This window comes from Azospirillum brasilense, from assembly GCF_022023855.1.
In the GTDB taxonomy this organism is placed as follows: Bacteria; Pseudomonadota; Alphaproteobacteria; order Azospirillales; family Azospirillaceae; genus Azospirillum; species Azospirillum brasilense_F.
Genome location: NZ_CP059450.1, coordinates 102653 through 119602, shown reverse-complemented (window position 1 = coordinate 119602; position 16950 = coordinate 102653). Strand labels below are relative to the sequence as shown.

The following is a 16950-nucleotide window of genomic DNA, read 5'->3' as shown; positions in this document are numbered from 1 at the left end:
CCGACCACTTTACAAAGGCTTGACATCGCGGCTGTAGCGGGTATCTTCCCCCGCTACGACGCCGCCCCGCCGGGCTGGCGGGTCACGGATTTTTAGTCGGGATTGAGATCATGGCGAAGCAGAACACCGTCCTCATCAAGCTGGTGAGCACGGCTGACACCGGCTTCTTCTACGTGAAGAAGAAGAACCCGAAGAAGACCACCGAGAAGCTGTCGTTCCGCAAGTACGACCCGGTGGCGCGCAAGCACGTCGAGTTCAAGGAAGCCAAGATCAAGTAAGGTTTCCCGGACTGCCGGAATCAGAAAGGCCGCCTTCTGGCGGCCTTTTGCTTGTCCGTATGCTGCCTCGCCTCCCCGGCCTGCCCACTTCCGTCAGGGCGGTATCCGTCAGGGCGACAGCAGGGCTTTGGCGGGAGGATCGGCGATGGTGCAGTTGCGCCCGGCGCGCTTGGCCTCGTACAGCGCCTCGTCGGCACGGCGGATCAGCCCCTCGGCGGTGTCGCCCAGCCGGCCGCCCACCGTCACGCCGATGGACACCGTGACCGGGATCTCGCCCACGTCGGCGGACACCTTGAACAGCGTGTCGGCAATCCGTGCGCGCAGCCGCTCCGCCACCGTCAGCGCCGCTTCGGCATCGGTGTCCGGCAGGACGACCACGAACTCCTCGCCGCCCAGCCGCGCCACCAGATCGAAGGTGCGCAGGTTGCGGCTGGCGCGGTTGGACACCTCCTTCAGCACCTCGTCGCCCACGGTGTGGCCGTAGCTGTCGTTGACGACCTTGAAATGGTCGATGTCGAACAGCAGGATCGCCACCGGCTTGTGGTTGTCGATCGCCCGCTCCAGCAGCCGCGGCAAATGCGCGTTGATGTAACGGCGGTTGAAGACGCCCGTCAGACTGTCGGTCAGCGCCATGGACAGGCTCTGCTCGTAATTCGCGCGCAGACGTTCCTGATAGCGCTTGCGCCGGATCTGGGTGCGGGCGCGGGCCAGCAGTTCGTTCCGGTCGATGGGCTTGCTGATGTAGTCGTTGGCGCCGAGTTCCAGACCCTTGGCGGCGCGGGTCAGGTCGCCCTCCTCCACCATCAGCAAGATCGGTAGCTGCCGGGTCCGCTCGTGCGAGCGGAGCTGGGAGCACAGCCGCAGGCCATCCTCGTTCATCAGCGTCAGGCTGATCACCACGAGGTCGAGATCGTCGCCCAGCGCGCGCTCCAGCGCCGCCGCGCAGGTGTCGGCGGCCATCACGTGGGCGTGGTCGCGTCTCAGCGTCTCGGTGACCTTGTCCAGATCGAGACGCGAATCCTCCAGCACCAGAACGCGGGCGCTCTCGAAGGACTCGCTGTTCAACGTGCCCGTCGGCTCGAGAACCCCCAGCTGGCCGGAGGTCGTCTCGCGCAGCCGCCACTCGTCCATCATCATTTTCAGGCGGACGAGCGACCGCACCCGCGCGAACAGCGCGACATCGTTGACCGGTTTGGTCAGGAAATCGTCAGCTCCGGCCTCCAGCCCGCGCACGCGGTCGGCGCCGTCGGACAGGGCGGTGACCATCACCACCGGGATGTGCATGGTCGTGGGATCGGAGCGGATCTTCTCGCACACCTCGAACCCGTCCATGCCGGGCATCATGACGTCGAGCAGAACGATGTCCGGCGACTCCCGCCGGACCATCTCCAGCGCCTCGGGACCATTGCTGGCGGTGATGACGTTGAAATACTCGCGCGTCAGCTTCGCCGCGAGCAGCTTCACGTTCGGAAGGACATCGTCGACGACGAGGACGCGAGCGGACATGGAACGTGCGACCGATCCCGTAACAGGTTAGCGGAGGAACTTCTGAACGGCTTCCAGGAACTTCGTCACCGAGATCGGCTTGGCGATATAGTCCTCGCAACCGCCTTCCCGGATCTTCTCCTCGTCCCCCTTCATGGCGAAGGCGGTCACCGCGATGATCGGAATGGACTTGAGCGCCGGATCGTCCTTGATCCAACGCGTGACCTCCAACCCTGACACCTCGGGCAGTTGGATGTCCATGAGGATCAGATCCGGACGGTGCTCCCGCGCCATGGCCAGGGCGTCCATCCCGCTGCGGGTCTGAAGCGTCGCGTAGCCGTGCGCTTCCAGCAAATCGTGGAAGAGCTTCATGTTCAGCTCGTTGTCCTCGACGATCAGGACACGCTTCACGGTTCGGTCGTCCATCGGCGCCTTCTTGGGGCTGTTCGGTTCCGCGAGCATCGTGCCACCCGCGCTCCTGCTTGCAGCGACCACACCCGGAGAGACCGGTATAGCCCGTTCACTGTCCCGCCGCGACGGTTAAATTGTCGTTAGCGATGCCGCCCGCGATCCGCCGCCGGCCGCGAAGACCCCATGATTCCACAGATTCCGTCATGCGATCACCCGCTCTGGCGGGAAGTGCAGGTCGATGCGCGTGCCCTGCCCCGGCGTGCTGGACAGTGCCAGCCGCCCGCCATGGGCCTCCACCAGGGAGCGCACGATCGACAGGCCCAAACCGGTTCCGGCGCCGTTGCGGATGCGTTCGCCCGGCACCTGACGGAAGGGCTCCAGCACGGTGAGGCGGTGCTCCTCCGGGATGCCGATTCCCGTGTCGATCACGGCGATGCGCAGGCCGGTTCCGGTCAGATCCTCCGCGCGCATCACGTCGATGGCGATGCGCCCGCCCGCCGGGGTGAACTTTACCGCGTTGGACAGCAGATTCAGCAGGATCTGCCGCAGCGATCGCCGATCCGCGCGCAAGCGCGGCAGCGGCCGGGGAAACGAAGCGTCGAAGGTCAACCCCGCCGACGTCAGCGACAGTTCCTGAAGGGCGTAGACCTCGCCCACCACGACCGCGACGTCCACATCCTCCTCGTGCAACGCGACGTGCCCCGCTTCGATCTTCGACAGGTCCAGCACGTCGTTGATGAGTTCCAGAACATGGGCTCCCGAGGCGCGGATGTTGCCGATGCAATCGCGCTGCCGGTCGGTCAGCGGGCCGATTCCCGGATGAAGCAGGAAGTCGGCGTAGCCGATGATGGCGTTCAGCGGAGTGCGAAGCTCATGACTCATCCCGGTCAGGAAGTCCGATTTGGCCCGGTTCACCTCGGCTTGCCGCGCCGCCTGCGCGACGCGGCGCTCGCGCTCCACGGCGCGTTCGGCGGTGTCCAGCATCAGGCTGAGCGCGTCGGCGGCCATGGCCGCCAGCATCCGCGTGGCCAGCGGCACCCCATGAGGGCGCCGGTGATGACCGGAGATCACTCCCCACGGCTTTCCGCCATGGACGACCGGCACGGTCAGGGCCGCCCCCGCCCCCATCCGCCGCAGGAAATCCAGCCGGGCCGGCGCCGGGCTGCGCAACTGCGCGTGGGCCAGATCGGGCGGCGGAACCGTGGCGTCGGCGTGCAGCAGGGGAACCGGCTCCGCCGCATGATCGGGGATCACGCGCACCCGTGGGCTCGCGTCCGGGGCGCCATCGAGGGCGGCCGCCGGCAGAGCCGCTCCGGGATGGAGGTCCGGGGCAGCCTGGTTCCAATCCGGCGCCTGATCCTTCGCAACCACCTCGCCGTTGCCCGAGGCGTCGAAGCGGCAAACGATCACCCGGTCCAGCCCGGTGAGACGGCGGACGGTGTGGGCGGTGTGGGCGGCGATCGCCTCCAGCCCCGCGGCGTCGCGGAGGGTGGCAATCCCCGGCATCGGGCCGGGCGGCGGTGCCGCGGCGCCGCGGCTCTCCGGTCCGGCGGACGGCCGCTCCACCTCCAGGATCACCCGCCCGCCATGCTCGTGAAGAAACGCTGGAAGCGATTCCCCACCCGGCGGCGTCACGACCGCCTGCAGCCCCAGAGCCCGCAGGCCCGGCGGCAAGGCGGCCAATCCCTCCAGCAGCGCCGCAAGCTCCGGCAGTTCCAGCACGTCGACGCTGCGGCCCAACAGCCGCTCCGGAGCCAAGCCGAGGAATTCCGCCGTGTTGGCGCTGCAGGCCAGGATCGTCGCGCCATCGCTGCGCAACGCCACCAGGGCGCCGTGCGGCTGTATCGCGTCGGCGGCAGCGTGGATGGAAGATTGCTCGGCCGGGGGGTGGGGCGACGGGGGATTCGGGCGATCCGAAGACGTGTTCAGAGCGGGCACCTTTGCGACGGAAAGGTGCAGATGCTGCGGTGGGATCACCGTCCGGTCAAGCGCGGCCTGGGGGGTGCGACAGGCTGACCGATCCGGCCGTCGCGCGCCCCGGCCCGGCTCAGGCGGTGGCCCGCCGGTTCGCCGTGGAACGTGCGACGGCCTGACCAGCCTTACGCCCCGGCGAGCGTGGGCGACGTCCGGCCTTGTTGCGGTACATGTGGGAGTCGGCAAGGCGGACCACCTCCTCCTCACGGTCGTCGGCCCCATAGGGCTGCACCCCGAAGGAGAAACGGATCGGCAGTTCGGCGTTGCTCCACGGGACGCCGCGCCGGCACGCCGTCGTGGCGATCTGCCGGGCACGGGCGGCGCCGCAGGCCGCGTCGGTGTTCGTCAGCAGCAGGGCGAACTCGTCCCCGCCCAGGCGGGCCACCACGTCCTCCTCACGGACCGCACCGACGAGCAACCGGGCGATCTGGCGCAGATAGGCGTCGCCGGCCATATGGCCATGGGTGTCGTTGATCCGTTTGAAGCCGTCCAGATCGATGATGACCAGCACCCCGCCGCCCTTGCCGTTTCCTTTGGCCCGCTGCCGCCGCGCGGCTGCGATCTCGCGCCGGAAATGGCTGAAGAAGCCGCGGCGGTTCAGCAGCCCCGTCAGCTCGTCCGTCATGGACAGACTTTCCAGATAGGCGATCCGTTCACGTTGCTCGGCAATGGTGGCGCGGGCTTCGGCAAGTTGGCTCTCCAGGGCCGAAGCGTCCACGATCACGGGCACCGCCGAATGGGCGATGCGGGAGCCGCGCAAAGGGGGCATTCGCAGCAGACGGTCGTGGGTCCCACGGTCGAAAGGCAGTCCGTCGTGATGCTCGGCGGCAATGACGTCCGGGTCCTGGGTGGTCACGACGGCGCTCATGGGCTTTCTCCACATGATCGGCACTGGCTGCGCCGAATTCACAGCAATCGCCGTGCCACATGAGGATTTCCAGGAGCCTAGGCCTTTCGTCCCGGCAACTTCTGCCGGGCAAGGCCGCCCCCTGGGCAGATTCTGCCCGGAGAACAGCCCATTACGGAAAATTTTATCTATTTTTGATTTATTTTCTCTTTTGAACGGCTTTCGAACAAACGGTCCGTCGGGCTCCCGACAGGCCCGCAAGCGACGTCATCACACCACGCGGTCCGGCGCCGCCGCCCCGGCGAAGAAGGCGTCCAGATTGTCCAACGCCTTGAAGCCCATGGCGTTGCGGGTTTCCACCGTGGCGCTGCCCAGATGCGGCAGCAGGAAGGCGTTCTCCAGCCCGCGGTAGCCGGGGTGCAGGTTCGGCTCGTTCTCGAACACGTCCAGCCCGGCGGCGGCCAGCCGCCCACTGGCCAGGGCGGCGATCAGGGCCTCGTCGTCGACGACGGAGCCCCGGGCGGTGTTGACCACGATGGCCCCCGGCGGCAGGCGCTCGATCCGCTCCGCGTTCAGCCAATGGGTGGTTTCCGGAGTCGCCGGGAAATGCAGCGACAGCACGTCGCAGACCGCCAGCATCGCCTCGGGATCGGCGTGATAGACGGCCCCGGCCTCCTGCTCGGCGGGCAGGCGGCGCCGGTTGGAGTAGTGGATGGTCATGCCGAAGGCCCGCGCCCGCTGCGCCACCGCCTGCCCGATTCGGCCCATGCCGATGATGCCCAGCCGCTTTCCACCCAGATGGGTGCCGAGAAGCTGGGTCGGCGTCCAGCCGGTCCAGGCGCCGGCACGGATCATCCGCTCGCCCTCCGACGCGCGGCGCGCCGCGCCCAGCATCAGCAGCAGCGCGATGTCGGCGGTCGCATCGGTCAGCACGTCCGGGGTGTTGGTGACGATCAGGCCGCGGGCCTTGGCCGCGTTCAGATCGATGTGGTCGGTGCCGACGGAGAAGGTGGCGACAATCCGCACGCCCTCAGGCAAGGCCGCAATCGCCGCGTCGTCCAGCCGGTCCCCGGCGGTGCAGAGGATGCCCTCGGCGCCGGTCTCCCCCGCCAGGGCGGCGATGTCGGCGCCGGACAGCGCGCGGTCCTGCGGGTTCAGCCGGGTGTCGAAATCGCGCGCGGCGCGGGCCTCCACCGCGTCGGGCAGGCGTCGGGTCACCAGGAGTACGGGCCGTGATGCGGGAGGGTCGCTGCGCATGAAACTGTCCTCAGCCTTCCGTTTATTCGGGGGGTCGGGCCTTCCGCTCCGACGCCGAAACACCCATAATCCATCCGACGCTGCCAATCACCTGTGGATGTCGCTTTGCAGAACCGCCGCTCCGCCGCCCGCCTCGCCCTTTGCGCGACCTTCGGCGCGTTCCTGGTGTCCCTGACCGCCCTTCCCGTCACCGGCGCGGCCCAGGCGGCCCCGGCCAACGCGGCCGGCGCGGCGGTGGGGGCGGCGGCCGGTGCCGCGGCGAACATCCTGCCTCATCGTGCCGTCTACAAGATGTCGCTGCTGTCCGCCCGCAACAGCTCCAAGGTCAGCGACGTGCGGGGCCGCATGCTGTTCGAATGGGCCGACGCCTGCGACGGCTGGACGACGGAGCAGCGCTTCCAGCTCCGCTTCGTCTACGCCGAGGGCGATGAGATGGCGATGACCACCAATTACACGACGTGGGAGGCCAAGGACGGGCAGCGCTACCGCTTCAACGTCCGCAAGCTGATCAACGGGGAGGAGGACGAGGAGGTGCGCGGCGACGCCCGGCTGGCCAAGGACGGCAGCGGCACCGCCGCCTTCTCCAAGCCGGAGCCCCAGGACATGGAACTGCCCCCCAACACCATGTTCCCGACAGCCCACACCCTGGCGGTGCTCGACCACGCCGGCGCCGGCGAGACCTTCTTCAACCGGGTGGTCTTCGACGGCGCCGATTCCGAAGGGGCGACCGAGGTGTCCACGGTCATCGGCGCGGCCATCCAGGGCAAGGAGGACGGCGCCGACCCGCTGTTGAAGGGCAAGAAGGCGTGGCCGGTGCGCATGGCCTTCTTCCCGCTGAAAAGCGATTCGGCCCAGCCGGAGTATGAGATGAGCCTGCGGCTGCTGCAGAACGGCGTCGCCGAATCCATGCAGATCGACTACGGCGATTTCACCGTGAACGCCATCCTGGAGAAGGTGGAGGCCCTGCCGAAATCAGGCTGCTGACCGCCGAACGCAAAGGCGCGAATGCAAAGGTCACAGCCCATGGCGCATTTCGTTACAATTCATTTTGCCATCTTTTGAGGAAACTGGCCTAAACTGTGCATGGTGCGTGACCACACCGCCGCGGATTCGTGTCGCGCATCGACAGCAGGATGAGGGTTTTCCTATGGCCAAGAAGCAGGTTTTGGTGGGACAGGTGTTCCAGACCGTTGGCGCGACCAACGGGCGGTCCTGGCGCGTGCGGGAGACCGTGACCCTGTTCGGCATCCCGCATGCCCGCGTGGTCAGCACGGAGGACGAAGGCGACGCGAAGACGCTGAGCTGCCTCGTCCTGGTCGACTCCAACTATTACCGCATGATCGGCTCCGGCACCGTCGCTGCCTGACGCCTTCCGGTTTCGCCTTTTCGTTCCCAACGACAAGAAAGCCCCCCGGCCTCGCGGACGGGGGGCTTTCTTGTTGAACCGCCCTTCCCTCCCCGCCGAAGCGGGAAGGGAGGGAAAATCCCGGACCGTCAGGTCGCGGCCTTCGGCGCCTCGGCGGCGACCTTCGGCTTCGGCAGGTCCAGCTTCAGGTGCAGTTCGCGCAGGCGCGCCTGATCCACCGGGGCCGGGGCCTGCATCAGCAGGTCTTCCGCGCGCTGGTTCAGCGGGAAGGCGATGACCTCGCGGATGTTCGGCTCGTCGGCCAGCAGCATCACGATGCGGTCGATCCCCGGGGCCGACCCGCCGTGCGGCGGGGCGCCCAGCTTGAAGGCACTGAGCATGCCGCCGAAGCGGGCTTCCAGCTCCTCCGGCGGGTAGCCAGCGATCTCGAACGCCTTGTACATCAGCTCCGGCAGATGGTTCCGGATGGCGCCCGACGACAGTTCCACGCCGTTGCAGACGATGTCGTACTGATACGCCTTGATGTCCAGCGGGTTCATCGTGTTCAGCGCCTCCAGGCCGCCCTGCGGCATGGAGAAGGGGTTGTGGCTGAAGATGACCTTGTTGGTCTCCTCATCCAGCTCGTACATCGGGAAGTCGACGATCCAGCAGAAGCGGAAGGCGTTCTTCTCGATCAGGTCCAGCTCCTCGCCGATCTTCGTGCGGGCGAAGCCGGCCAGCTTGGCCGCCGGGCCGGGCTGATCGCAGACGAAGAAGACCGCGTCGCCGTCCTCCACGCCCGCCGCCGTGCGCAGCTCCGCCTGGGCGGCTTCCGGCACGAACTTGGCGATCGGGCCCTTGCCGCCCGCCGCCTCGAAGATGATGTAGCCGAGGCCCGGAGCACCGAGGCCGCGCGCCCAGTCGTTCAGCTTGTCGAAGAAGCTGCGCGGCTTGTCGGACACCTTCGGGGCGCGGATGGCGCGGACCACGCCGCCCTTCTCCAGCGTCTGCTTGAAGGCGCGGAATTCCACGTCGTCGCGCTTGAAGACGGCGGTGACGTCGGTGATCTCCAGCGGGTTGCGCAGGTCCGGCTTGTCGTTGCCGTACTTCAGCATCGACTCCGCGAAGGAGATGCGGCGGAAGGGCGGCTTGTCGATGGCCGGCGGCGTCTCGCGGCGGAAGCCGCCGAACTCGTCGAAGATGCCGTGCAGCACCGGCTCGATGGCCTCGAACACGTCGTCCTGGGTGACGAAGGACATCTCGAAGTCGAGCTGGTAGAACTCGCCCGGGCTGCGGTCGGCGCGGGCGTCCTCGTCGCGGAAGCAGGGGGCGATCTGGAAGTAGCGGTCGAACCCGGCGACCATCAGCAGCTGCTTGAACTGCTGCGGCGCCTGGGGCAGCGCGTAGAACTTGCCCGGATGGTTGCGGCTGGGCACCAGATAGTCGCGGGCACCCTCTGGCGAGGAGGCGGTCAGGATCGGCGTCTGGAACTCGGTGAAGCCCTGGTCGATCATGCGGCGGCGCGCCGACGCGATGACGCGCGAGCGCAGCAGGATGTTCTCGTGGATGCGCTCGCGGCGCAGGTCGAGGAAGCGGTAGCGCAGGCGCACGTCCTCGCCGGCGTCGGTGTCCTGGTTGACCTGCAGCGGGATCTGCTCCGCCTCGCCCTGCACCGACAGCTCGGCGATCTGCACCTCGATGCGGCCGGTCGGCAGGCGGTCGTTGATGGTCTCCGCCGTGCGCTTGACCACTTTGCCGGTCACGGTGATGACCGATTCCAGCTTCAGCCGCTCCGCCGCCTGGAAGGCCGGGTTGGAGGTGTCGACCACGCACTGCGTCAGGCCGTAATGGTCGCGCAGGTCGATGAACAGGAGCTGTCCATGGTCGCGCTTGCGGTTGATCCAGCCCGACAGGCGGACAATCTGACCGGCGTTCTCTTCGCGAAGCTGGCCGCAGGTGTGCGTGCGGTAGGGGTGCATGGGTCGAAACACCTTGGAAAAGGTCGGAATCCTGCGCGGAAAGGCGGCCCGACACACCACACCGACAGCGCGGGAATGTCAAGCCGCCATCCGCGTCCACTGCACGCTGGGAGAGTTGCCGAAGGGCGAGCTTTCGCGCGGACGCGCGCTCGTGTATGAAGCGGCCATGACACTCATCACGACCACCGAAGACCTTGACGCCTTCTGCCGCTCGCTGGCCGGGGTGGACTACATCACCGTCGACACCGAATTCCTGCGCGAGAAGACCTATTGGCCGCAGCTCTGCCTCGTGCAGGTCGGCGGACCGAACGGAGCGGTCGCCATCGACCCGCTGGCCGAGGGCATCGACCTTGCGCCGCTGTTCCGCGTGATGGTGGACCCGGCGATCCTCAAGGTGTTCCACGCCGCCCGGCAGGACGTGGAAATCTTCTGGCACCTGTCCGGCCAGATCCCCCACCCGCTGTTCGACACGCAGGTCGCCGCCATGGTCTGCGGCTTCGGCGAGAGCGTGGGGTACGAGACGCTGGTCACCAAGCTGCTGGCCGGGGCGCGCATCGACAAGTCCAGCCGCTTCACCGACTGGTCGCACCGCCCGCTGACCGAGCGGCAGCTGACCTACGCCCTGTCCGACGTGATCCACCTGCGCCCGGCCTACGAGAAGCTGAAGCGCCGCCTTGTCCGCTCCGGCCGCGCCCACTGGCTGGAAGAGGAGATGGCCGTCCTGACCGACCCGGCCACCTATCAGACGGACCCGGACAGCTCCTGGCTGCGGCTGAAGGTGCGGACCAACAAGCCACGCTTCATGGCCGTCCTCAAGGAACTGGCAGCGTGGCGGGAGCGCGAGGCGCAGCGCCGCGACCTGCCCCGTTCCCGCGTGCTGCGGGACGAGGCGCTGCTGGAAATTGCCGCCCACGCCCCGACCAGCGTGGACGACCTCGCCCGCACGCGCGGCATGGGCCGCGGCTTCGCGGAAGGCCGGCAGGGCGCCGACGTGCTGGCCTGCGTCCAGAAGGGGCTGGACCTGCCGGATTCCGAGCTGCCGCGCGTCGAGCCGCGCGAGGAGCCCCCGCCGGGCCTGCAACCTATCGTTGAGTTGCTGCGCGTGCTTCTGAAGATGAAGTGCGAAGAGAACAACGTGGCGTCCAAGCTGATCGCTTCCGCCGCCGATCTGGAGGCGATCGCCGCGGACGACGAGGCCCAGGTGCCCGCGATGCAGGGCTGGCGCCGGGAATTGTTCGGCGAGGATGCGCTGGCGCTGAAGCGTGGACGCATCGGATTGGCGGTCCTCGACCGCCGTGTCCGCGTCGTTCCGGCCGGCAATGGAGAGGGGTCGTAGACGGCCCCGTCCAGAATCGTTCCAGAATGGCGCAAGAGTCGGCTTGGCCGGTTACAGGTTCGGTCAGCGTCGCGACGTTTAGCCAAAATTATGAAACAATTCATCGCAATTAACAGCGCTTTAAGGCATTGTTAAAAAAGGTCAGGGCTAATAAGTCACGGGCTCCGTATCCATGCCGTGTATCGGTGCGTTGTGGTTCGCGGATGGAATTCTCGCCTATAAGGTGCGCACACGCCCTATGCGCCCACCCGGGGGATTTCGCGTATGAGCAGGTTCGGCGGCAAACCACCCATGGGACGCGACCGCGTCCGCCTCTCCACGACGGAGAAGCAGGCTGCCGTCGCCGCCGCGAAGGACCAGAAGCCCGAATTTGACAACGACAAGCTGCTGAATCTTCTCCGCTCTGCGAAATCCGAACTGCAGGGTATGCGACTGATCCACATGCACCTGTCGCTGCTGCGGGACAAGGACCCGTCCAGCCAGATGATCGTCCGCACGATCATCCAGGAACTGGCGAGCAAGGCCTCCTATCTGCAATCCTTCAACATTTCCAACGGCGACGTCATCATCCTCTACAAGGGGCTGAAGCTGACCGGCGTCACCGACGTCTGCCAGAAGGTGGAGCAGATCTTCCTGGCCAAGACGACGCTGACCGGGGCGAACCCCTACAAGGAATTCTCGCTCTACTCGATCATGGAACTGGCGTTGAATTTCATCAACGTCATCCGTTTCATCGAGGAATTGCAGGCCAACGAGACCGGCGATCATTCCAACGAGACGAAGCCGCCGATCACGCTGGAGGAAATGGCGAAGCTCGAACGCTCCATGCAGATGTTCGACCTGTCGCCCTTCCTGTTCAACCAGGCCATCGCCAACATCGGCCGCAACGCCGAAGAGGACATGGCCTATTTCGAGCTCTACATCTCCATCAAGCTGCTTCAGGAACGGCTCTGCCCGGACTACGACATCACGGCCAACAAGTGGCTGTTCAACTATTTCACGGCCAATCTCGACCAGTCGGTGCTGCGCGCACTGAACCACGGGCTCAGCTTCATGCGGGGCCGGCGCATCGGCATCAACATCAACCTGTCCACGGTCATCTCCACCGGCTTCGTGAAGTTTGACGAGCGGCTTCCCCTCGATTTCCGCGGGCAGGTGGTGCTTGAGATCTCCAAGGGCGACCTGATCGAGAATCTATCGCTGTTCAACGAGGTCGTGGAGTTCGCCCAGGACCGCCGCTATCAGATCGCGGTGGACGGGCTGAATCCTTTCTGGGTGACGAACTTCGATCTGGAATATTTGAACGCCGACTACGCTAAGATCTTCTGGTCCAACGACATGCTGGAGATGGACCCGACCTTTGAGAAGTACTTCATGGAGCGCATCCAGGAGCAGGACCGCTGCAAGTTCATCCTGGCGCGCTGCGACAGCGTGTCGAGCCTCGTCTACGCCCACAAGGTCGGCATCACGATGGTGCAGGGCCGCGCCGTGGACAACATCCTGCGCAAGGGCGTGAGCGTCCGCGAAGCCATCGCCCACGCCAAGGTGGCGTGAGGGCGGCGTTGCCGCCGCCCTCCTCTGCTACTCCGCCGCCTGGGGTCGGGCCGGCGGCACGATTTCACCCTTGCGGTTCAGCGCCTTCGCCAACGCGTCCAGGCGCCGCTGCACCGTCTCGCCGGCCGGCACGCTGAAATCGTCCGGCAAGGTCAGCACCAGCCGCTCCCCCGACACCTTCAGCGCCGTACGCTGCAGCAGCGCCGTGGCGCCGCCGGTCAGCGTGTGGGCCAGCCGCAGCGCCAGCCCCAGAACCAGAGCCTTGCGCGCCTGGGCGTCGCTGAGCAGCGCCCGCGGCCCCGCGGTGACCGAGTTGGGCGTGCCTGGCCCGTCGATGGACCCGGCGTAGCGGGCGTAGACGGCCAGCGCCAGGAAGGCCCGCTCGTCATGGTCGATGCCGGGGAAGGGGTAGCGCAGGATGCGCAGGCAGGCGTGCTCCGCCCGGTAGTCGGGATGCTCGGCCCAGCCCACGTCGCTCAGCAGGCAGGAGGCCTGCCGCAGCCTCAGAGCCGCGTCGTCCTCCCCGGCGAAAAGGTTGCCGGTCCAGGACACCAGAAGGGCCGGATCGCCGATGCGCACGAAGCGCTGCGCCCAATCCTCCACCGCGGCGATCAGCGGGTCCTGCCGCTGCCCCTCCGGATCGAGCAGCGCGTACAGATGCCCTTCCCGCAACCCGTAAGCCGAGAACACCACGCTGGACGGCTGGACCATCCGCAGCAGCCGTTCGAACACCAGAGCTGCGTAAGGCAGCGTGTCGATCCTGCGGCGCGAGCCGGACATCTTCTCCAGCGAGGAGCGGCTCTGCTTGGCGATCAGAGCGGCGAAGTCCCGCGCCTCGGCGAAGGGCACCGTGTAGTGGTGAATGATGTGCAGCGGGTGCTTCACATGCTCCATGTGCAGCTTGGCCAGGGCCCGCCAGCCGCCGCCCACCGGGAAGAAGGGCTTGCCGCGCATCTGGGCCAGCCAGTCCAGCTTCTCCAGATGCTGGTCGATGGCGCGGACCAGCCCGTTCGGCTTGGCGGGGTTCAGCTCCATCAGGCGCAACGGCCCCAGCGGCATCGTCAGATGCTCGCCGATCACGCCGCGCTCCAGCCGCACCAGCTCCAAGCTGCCGCCGCCGAGGTCGCCGACCAGCCCGTCGGCGGCGGGGGTGCCGGACAGCACGCCCATGGCGGACAGCCGCGCCTCCTCCTCACCGCTGATGACGCTGACGTCGAGGCCGGTGCGGTCCTTCACCCGCTGGATGAAGGCCGCCCCGTCCGTGGCGTCGCGCACCGCCGCCGTGGCGATGACGTCCAGCCGCCCGACGCGCATGCCCGCGACCAGCAGGGCGAAGCGTTCCAGGGCCTCCAAGCCCTGGGTCACGCCCTCCGGGTTCAGGCAACCGGTCTTCTCCACCCCGCGGCCGAGCCCGCACAGGACCTTTTCGTTGAAGACCGGCAGGGGCGATCGCTTCAGGGCGTCATAGACGACGAGCCGGATCGAGTTGGACCCGATGTCGATCACGGCGATCCGCTCGCCCTTGTCGACCACCCTCTCGACGGCCTTGGTAGCGACCGTGTGTTCCTGCGCCGGCGTCATGGGCAACCGATGTCCTCAATCAAATGACCGTACGCAGCTTCAACCGCGGCGGCGTCTTTTTGCTGCTGAGCGCGCTGCCGCGCCCCGACAGGCTGGGGTTCGTCATGAAATAGTTATGGGCGCTGAACGCGTCCGGACCAGCCTCCACCCGATGATAAACGCCGTCGGGGCCGAGTTTCCAGGTGTTCGCCTCGTCCTTCAGGTTGGCGACCATGATCTGGTCCAGCACCTGCTCGTGCACCGTCGGGTTCTCAATGGGCACCAGCGTCTCGATGCGGCGGTCCAGGTTGCGCGTCATCCAGTCGGCGGAGGAGATGAAGACCTTGGCTTGCGGGCTGGGCAGCGCGTGGCCGTTGGCGAAACAGATGACGCGCCCATGCTCCAGGAAGCGCCCGACGATGCTGCGCACCCGGATGTTCTCCGACAGGCCCTTGACGCCGGGACGCAGGCAGCAGATGCCGCGGATCACCATGTCGATCTGCACGCCCTTCTGCGACGCCTTGTAGAGCTGGTCGATGATCTCCGAATCGACCAGCGAGTTCAGCTTCACCCAGATGTGGGCGGGCTTGCCGGCGGCAGCGTTGGCGACCTCCGCATCGATCAGCTGGCCCAGCTTCTGGCGCAGCGTGATCGGGGCGATGGCGATCTTCTCCAGCAGCTTCGGCGTGGCGTAGCCGGTCATGTAGTTGAACATCACCGCCGCGTCGTGGCAGAGCGCCGGATCGCATGTGAAGAAGGACAGGTCGGTGTAGACCTTCGCCGTGATCGGGTGGTAGTTGCCCGTCCCGAAATGGACGTAGCTGCGCAGCGCCTTGTTCTCGCGCCGCACCACCAGCGATACCTTGGCGTGCGTCTTCAGATCGACGAAGCCGTAGACGACCTGGGCGCCCGCGCGCTCAAGATCGCGCGCCCAGCGGATGTTGGCCTCCTCGTCAAAGCGGGCCTTCAGCTCGACCAGAGCGGTCACCGACTTGCCGGCCTCCGCCGCCTCGATCAGCGCGGCGACGATCGGACTGTCCTTGCTGGTGCGGTAGAGCGTCTGCTTGATGGCGACCACCTGCGGGTCGCGCGCCGCCTGCCGGATGAACTGCACCACCACGTCGAAGCTCTCGTACGGGTGGTGGACGACGATGTCCTTGTCGCGGATGGCCGCGAAGCAGTCGCCGCCGAAGTCGCGGATGCGCTCCGGGAAGCGGGCGTTGAAGGGGCGGAAGACCAGATCGGGCCGCTCGTCGACGATGAGCTGGCGGGTGTCCGACAGACCGATCAGCCCGTCCAGCACGAACACGTCGTCGTTCGACACGCGCAGCTCGTGGCGCAGGAACTCGCGCAGGTCGGCGGCCATGCCGGCGTCGGTGGCCAGCCGGATGACGCTGCCGCGGCGGCGGCGCTTCAGCGCGCTTTCGAAGGTGCGGACCAGATCCTCCGCCTCCTCCTCGATCTCCATCTCGCTGTCGCGCAGGACGCGGAAGACGCCGTGGGCCTTCACCTGGAACGGCGGGAAGAGCCGGTCGATGAACAGCATCACCAGCTTCTCAAGCTGGATGAAGCGGATCTCCGACCCCGGCAGACGGATGAAGCGGTCGAGCTGCGCCGGCAGCGGGACCAGCGCGTCGAGATGCCGCCCCTTCACCGGCTCGTGCAGTTGCAGCGCCAGCGAGAAGCCCAGGTTGGGCAGGAAGGGGAACGGATGCGCCGGGTCCACGGCGATGGGCGTCAGGATGGGGAAGATGTCGTCGAGGAATTTGGCCTCCAGCCAGTCCTTCTCCCCCTCGGTCAGGTCCTCGGCGCCGGCCACCATGATGCCGGCCTCGCGCAGGTCCTGCTTCAGGCTGCGCCACATGGTCTGCTGCGCGTTCATCAGCTCGACGATGCGCTGGTTCACCGCGGTGAGCTGCTGGGCCGGGGTCAGGTTCTCGGCGCTGGGGGTCTTCACCCCCGCGGCCACCTGCCCCTTCAGGCCGGCGACGCGGACCATGTAGAATTCGTCGAGGTTGCTGGACGAAATCGACAGGAACCTCAGCCGCTCGAGCAGCGGATGGTTCGGGTTGGACGCCTCATCCAGGACGCGCTGGTTGAAGGCCAGCCACGACAGTTCGCGGTTGATGAAGCGCTCCGGCGCGTCCGCTTCGATGCAGGTCGCTTCCAAGTCCTGAAGTTCGGTCACAGCAGCCTCGGGCTTTTGCGTGATGGGTGGTGCCGCTACAGTCCGGTCGGGCCGAACCGCCCCGCCGCGGTCGGCGGGCCAAGCAACCTACCCCAACTACGTTACGGTTTTGGGTCAGACAGCATAATACTGCCGCCACGATAATACCGCTGCGAAAACAGTCGCACCCCCGGCGCATCCCGCCGGACCGCGATCCGGACAGGAAGGACCGCCTCGATGAAGACCCTGTATCTCATGCGCCACGGCAAGTCCGCGTGGGACGATCCCTCCCTGGACGACCATGACCGCCCGCTGGCGCCGCGGGGCAGGAAGGCGGCCCGGCTGGTCGGCCACGAGTTGAAGGACCGCGGGGCGCGCATCGGGCTGGTGCTGTGCTCCACCGCCCGGCGCGCGGCGGACACCGCCGACCGCCTGCTGGAGGTGATGGACGCCCCGGGCATCCCGGTGGAGCGCGAGCGCGGCCTCTACCTGTGCGGCGCCGGGGTCCTTCTGGAACGGCTGCGCGACGCGCCCGAGTCCGTGTCGTCGCTGATGCTGGTCGCTCACAACCCGGACCTCCACGACCTCGCCCGCGAGTTGACCGGCAGCGGCGAGGAGCGGCACCGCGCGGCGTTGGCGGAGAAGTTTCCAACCGGTGCCTGCGCCGTCATTCTGTTCGAAGCGGCCCGCTGGGCCGACCTCGACAGCGGGGCGGGACGGCTGGCCGATTTCATCCTGCCGCGGAAACTCTCTTAAC

14 protein-coding genes are annotated in these 16950 nt (G+C 67.1%); 6 read left to right on the top strand and 8 right to left on the bottom strand.

The features are described from left to right. The first annotated feature begins 110 nt into the window (after positions 1–110). Positions 111–278, top strand: a complete 168-nt coding sequence (gene rpmG / locus H1Q64_RS13950; protein ID WP_012974790.1) for a 50S ribosomal protein L33 — start codon at positions 111–113, stop codon at positions 276–278. A gap of 108 nt (positions 279–386) precedes the next feature. Here rpmG and H1Q64_RS13945 read toward each other — a convergent pair whose 3' ends face one another. The 5 genes from H1Q64_RS13945 to H1Q64_RS13925 all read right to left on the bottom strand — a co-directional run bounded on the left by H1Q64_RS13945 (position 387) and on the right by H1Q64_RS13925 (position 6252). Further along, complete coding sequence (locus H1Q64_RS13945) at positions 387–1784, bottom strand: PleD family two-component system response regulator (protein WP_237905808.1); 1398 nt, start codon at positions 1782–1784, stop codon at positions 387–389. Positions 1785–1811: 27 nt separating this feature from the next. Further along, positions 1812–2189 (bottom strand): response regulator, encoded by a 378-nt coding sequence (locus tag H1Q64_RS13940; RefSeq protein ID WP_041812620.1) that lies wholly within the window; start codon positions 2187–2189, stop codon positions 1812–1814. Positions 2190–2375: 186 nt separating this feature from the next. Next, positions 2376–4112, bottom strand: a complete 1737-nt coding sequence (locus H1Q64_RS13935; protein ID WP_269145391.1) for an ATP-binding protein — start codon at positions 4110–4112, stop codon at positions 2376–2378. A 109-nt stretch (positions 4113–4221) separates the two neighbouring features. Next, positions 4222–5016, bottom strand: coding sequence for a GGDEF domain-containing protein (locus H1Q64_RS13930; protein WP_237905806.1), 795 nt, complete (start codon positions 5014–5016; stop codon positions 4222–4224). A 249-nt stretch (positions 5017–5265) separates the two neighbouring features. Further along, entirely contained in the window at positions 5266–6252 is a 987-nt protein-coding gene (locus tag H1Q64_RS13925) for a 2-hydroxyacid dehydrogenase (RefSeq protein WP_237905805.1), read from the bottom strand. Between the two features lie 105 nt (positions 6253–6357). Between H1Q64_RS13925 and H1Q64_RS13920 the strand changes: the two genes are divergently transcribed. Beyond that, positions 6358–7236 carry a cell envelope integrity EipB family protein gene (locus tag H1Q64_RS13920; RefSeq protein ID WP_237905804.1) on the top strand — a complete coding sequence of 293 codons (879 nt, stop codon included), beginning with the start codon at positions 6358–6360 and terminating at the stop codon, positions 7234–7236. Positions 7237–7399: 163 nt separating this feature from the next. Beyond that, positions 7400–7618: a hypothetical protein gene (locus H1Q64_RS13915; RefSeq protein ID WP_014197454.1), complete on the top strand. Its 219-nt coding sequence runs from the start codon at positions 7400–7402 to the stop codon at positions 7616–7618. A gap of 128 nt (positions 7619–7746) precedes the next feature. Here the strand turns inward: H1Q64_RS13915 and aspS are convergent, their stop codons facing one another. Continuing rightward, positions 7747–9576, bottom strand: a complete 1830-nt coding sequence (gene aspS, locus H1Q64_RS13910) for an aspartate--tRNA ligase (protein ID WP_237905803.1) — start codon at positions 9574–9576, stop codon at positions 7747–7749. Positions 9577–9742: 166 nt separating this feature from the next. Here aspS and rnd point away from each other — a divergent pair, with 166 nt between their 5' ends. After that, positions 9743–10912 (top strand): ribonuclease D, encoded by a 1170-nt coding sequence (rnd, locus tag H1Q64_RS13905; protein ID WP_237905802.1) that lies wholly within the window; start codon positions 9743–9745, stop codon positions 10910–10912. Between the two features lie 264 nt (positions 10913–11176). Next, positions 11177–12466: a hypothetical protein gene (locus H1Q64_RS13900; protein WP_040134396.1), complete on the top strand. Its 1290-nt coding sequence runs from the start codon at positions 11177–11179 to the stop codon at positions 12464–12466. Between the two features lie 27 nt (positions 12467–12493). On the opposite strand, the gene ppx is transcribed toward H1Q64_RS13900, so the two are convergent. Then, a complete protein-coding gene (ppx, locus tag H1Q64_RS13895; RefSeq protein WP_237905801.1) occupies positions 12494–14047 on the bottom strand; it encodes an exopolyphosphatase in 1554 nt (517 codons plus the stop codon). Positions 14048–14066: 19 nt separating this feature from the next. Next, positions 14067–16214: an RNA degradosome polyphosphate kinase gene (locus H1Q64_RS13890; RefSeq protein ID WP_237905800.1), complete on the bottom strand. Its 2148-nt coding sequence runs from the start codon at positions 16212–16214 to the stop codon at positions 14067–14069. Positions 16215–16430: 216 nt separating this feature from the next. Here H1Q64_RS13890 and H1Q64_RS13885 point away from each other — a divergent pair, with 216 nt between their 5' ends. Next, on the top strand, positions 16431–16949 hold the full coding sequence (locus tag H1Q64_RS13885) for a SixA phosphatase family protein (protein WP_237905799.1): 519 nt from the start codon (positions 16431–16433) through the stop codon (positions 16947–16949). Position 16950: the final 1 nt, after the last annotated feature.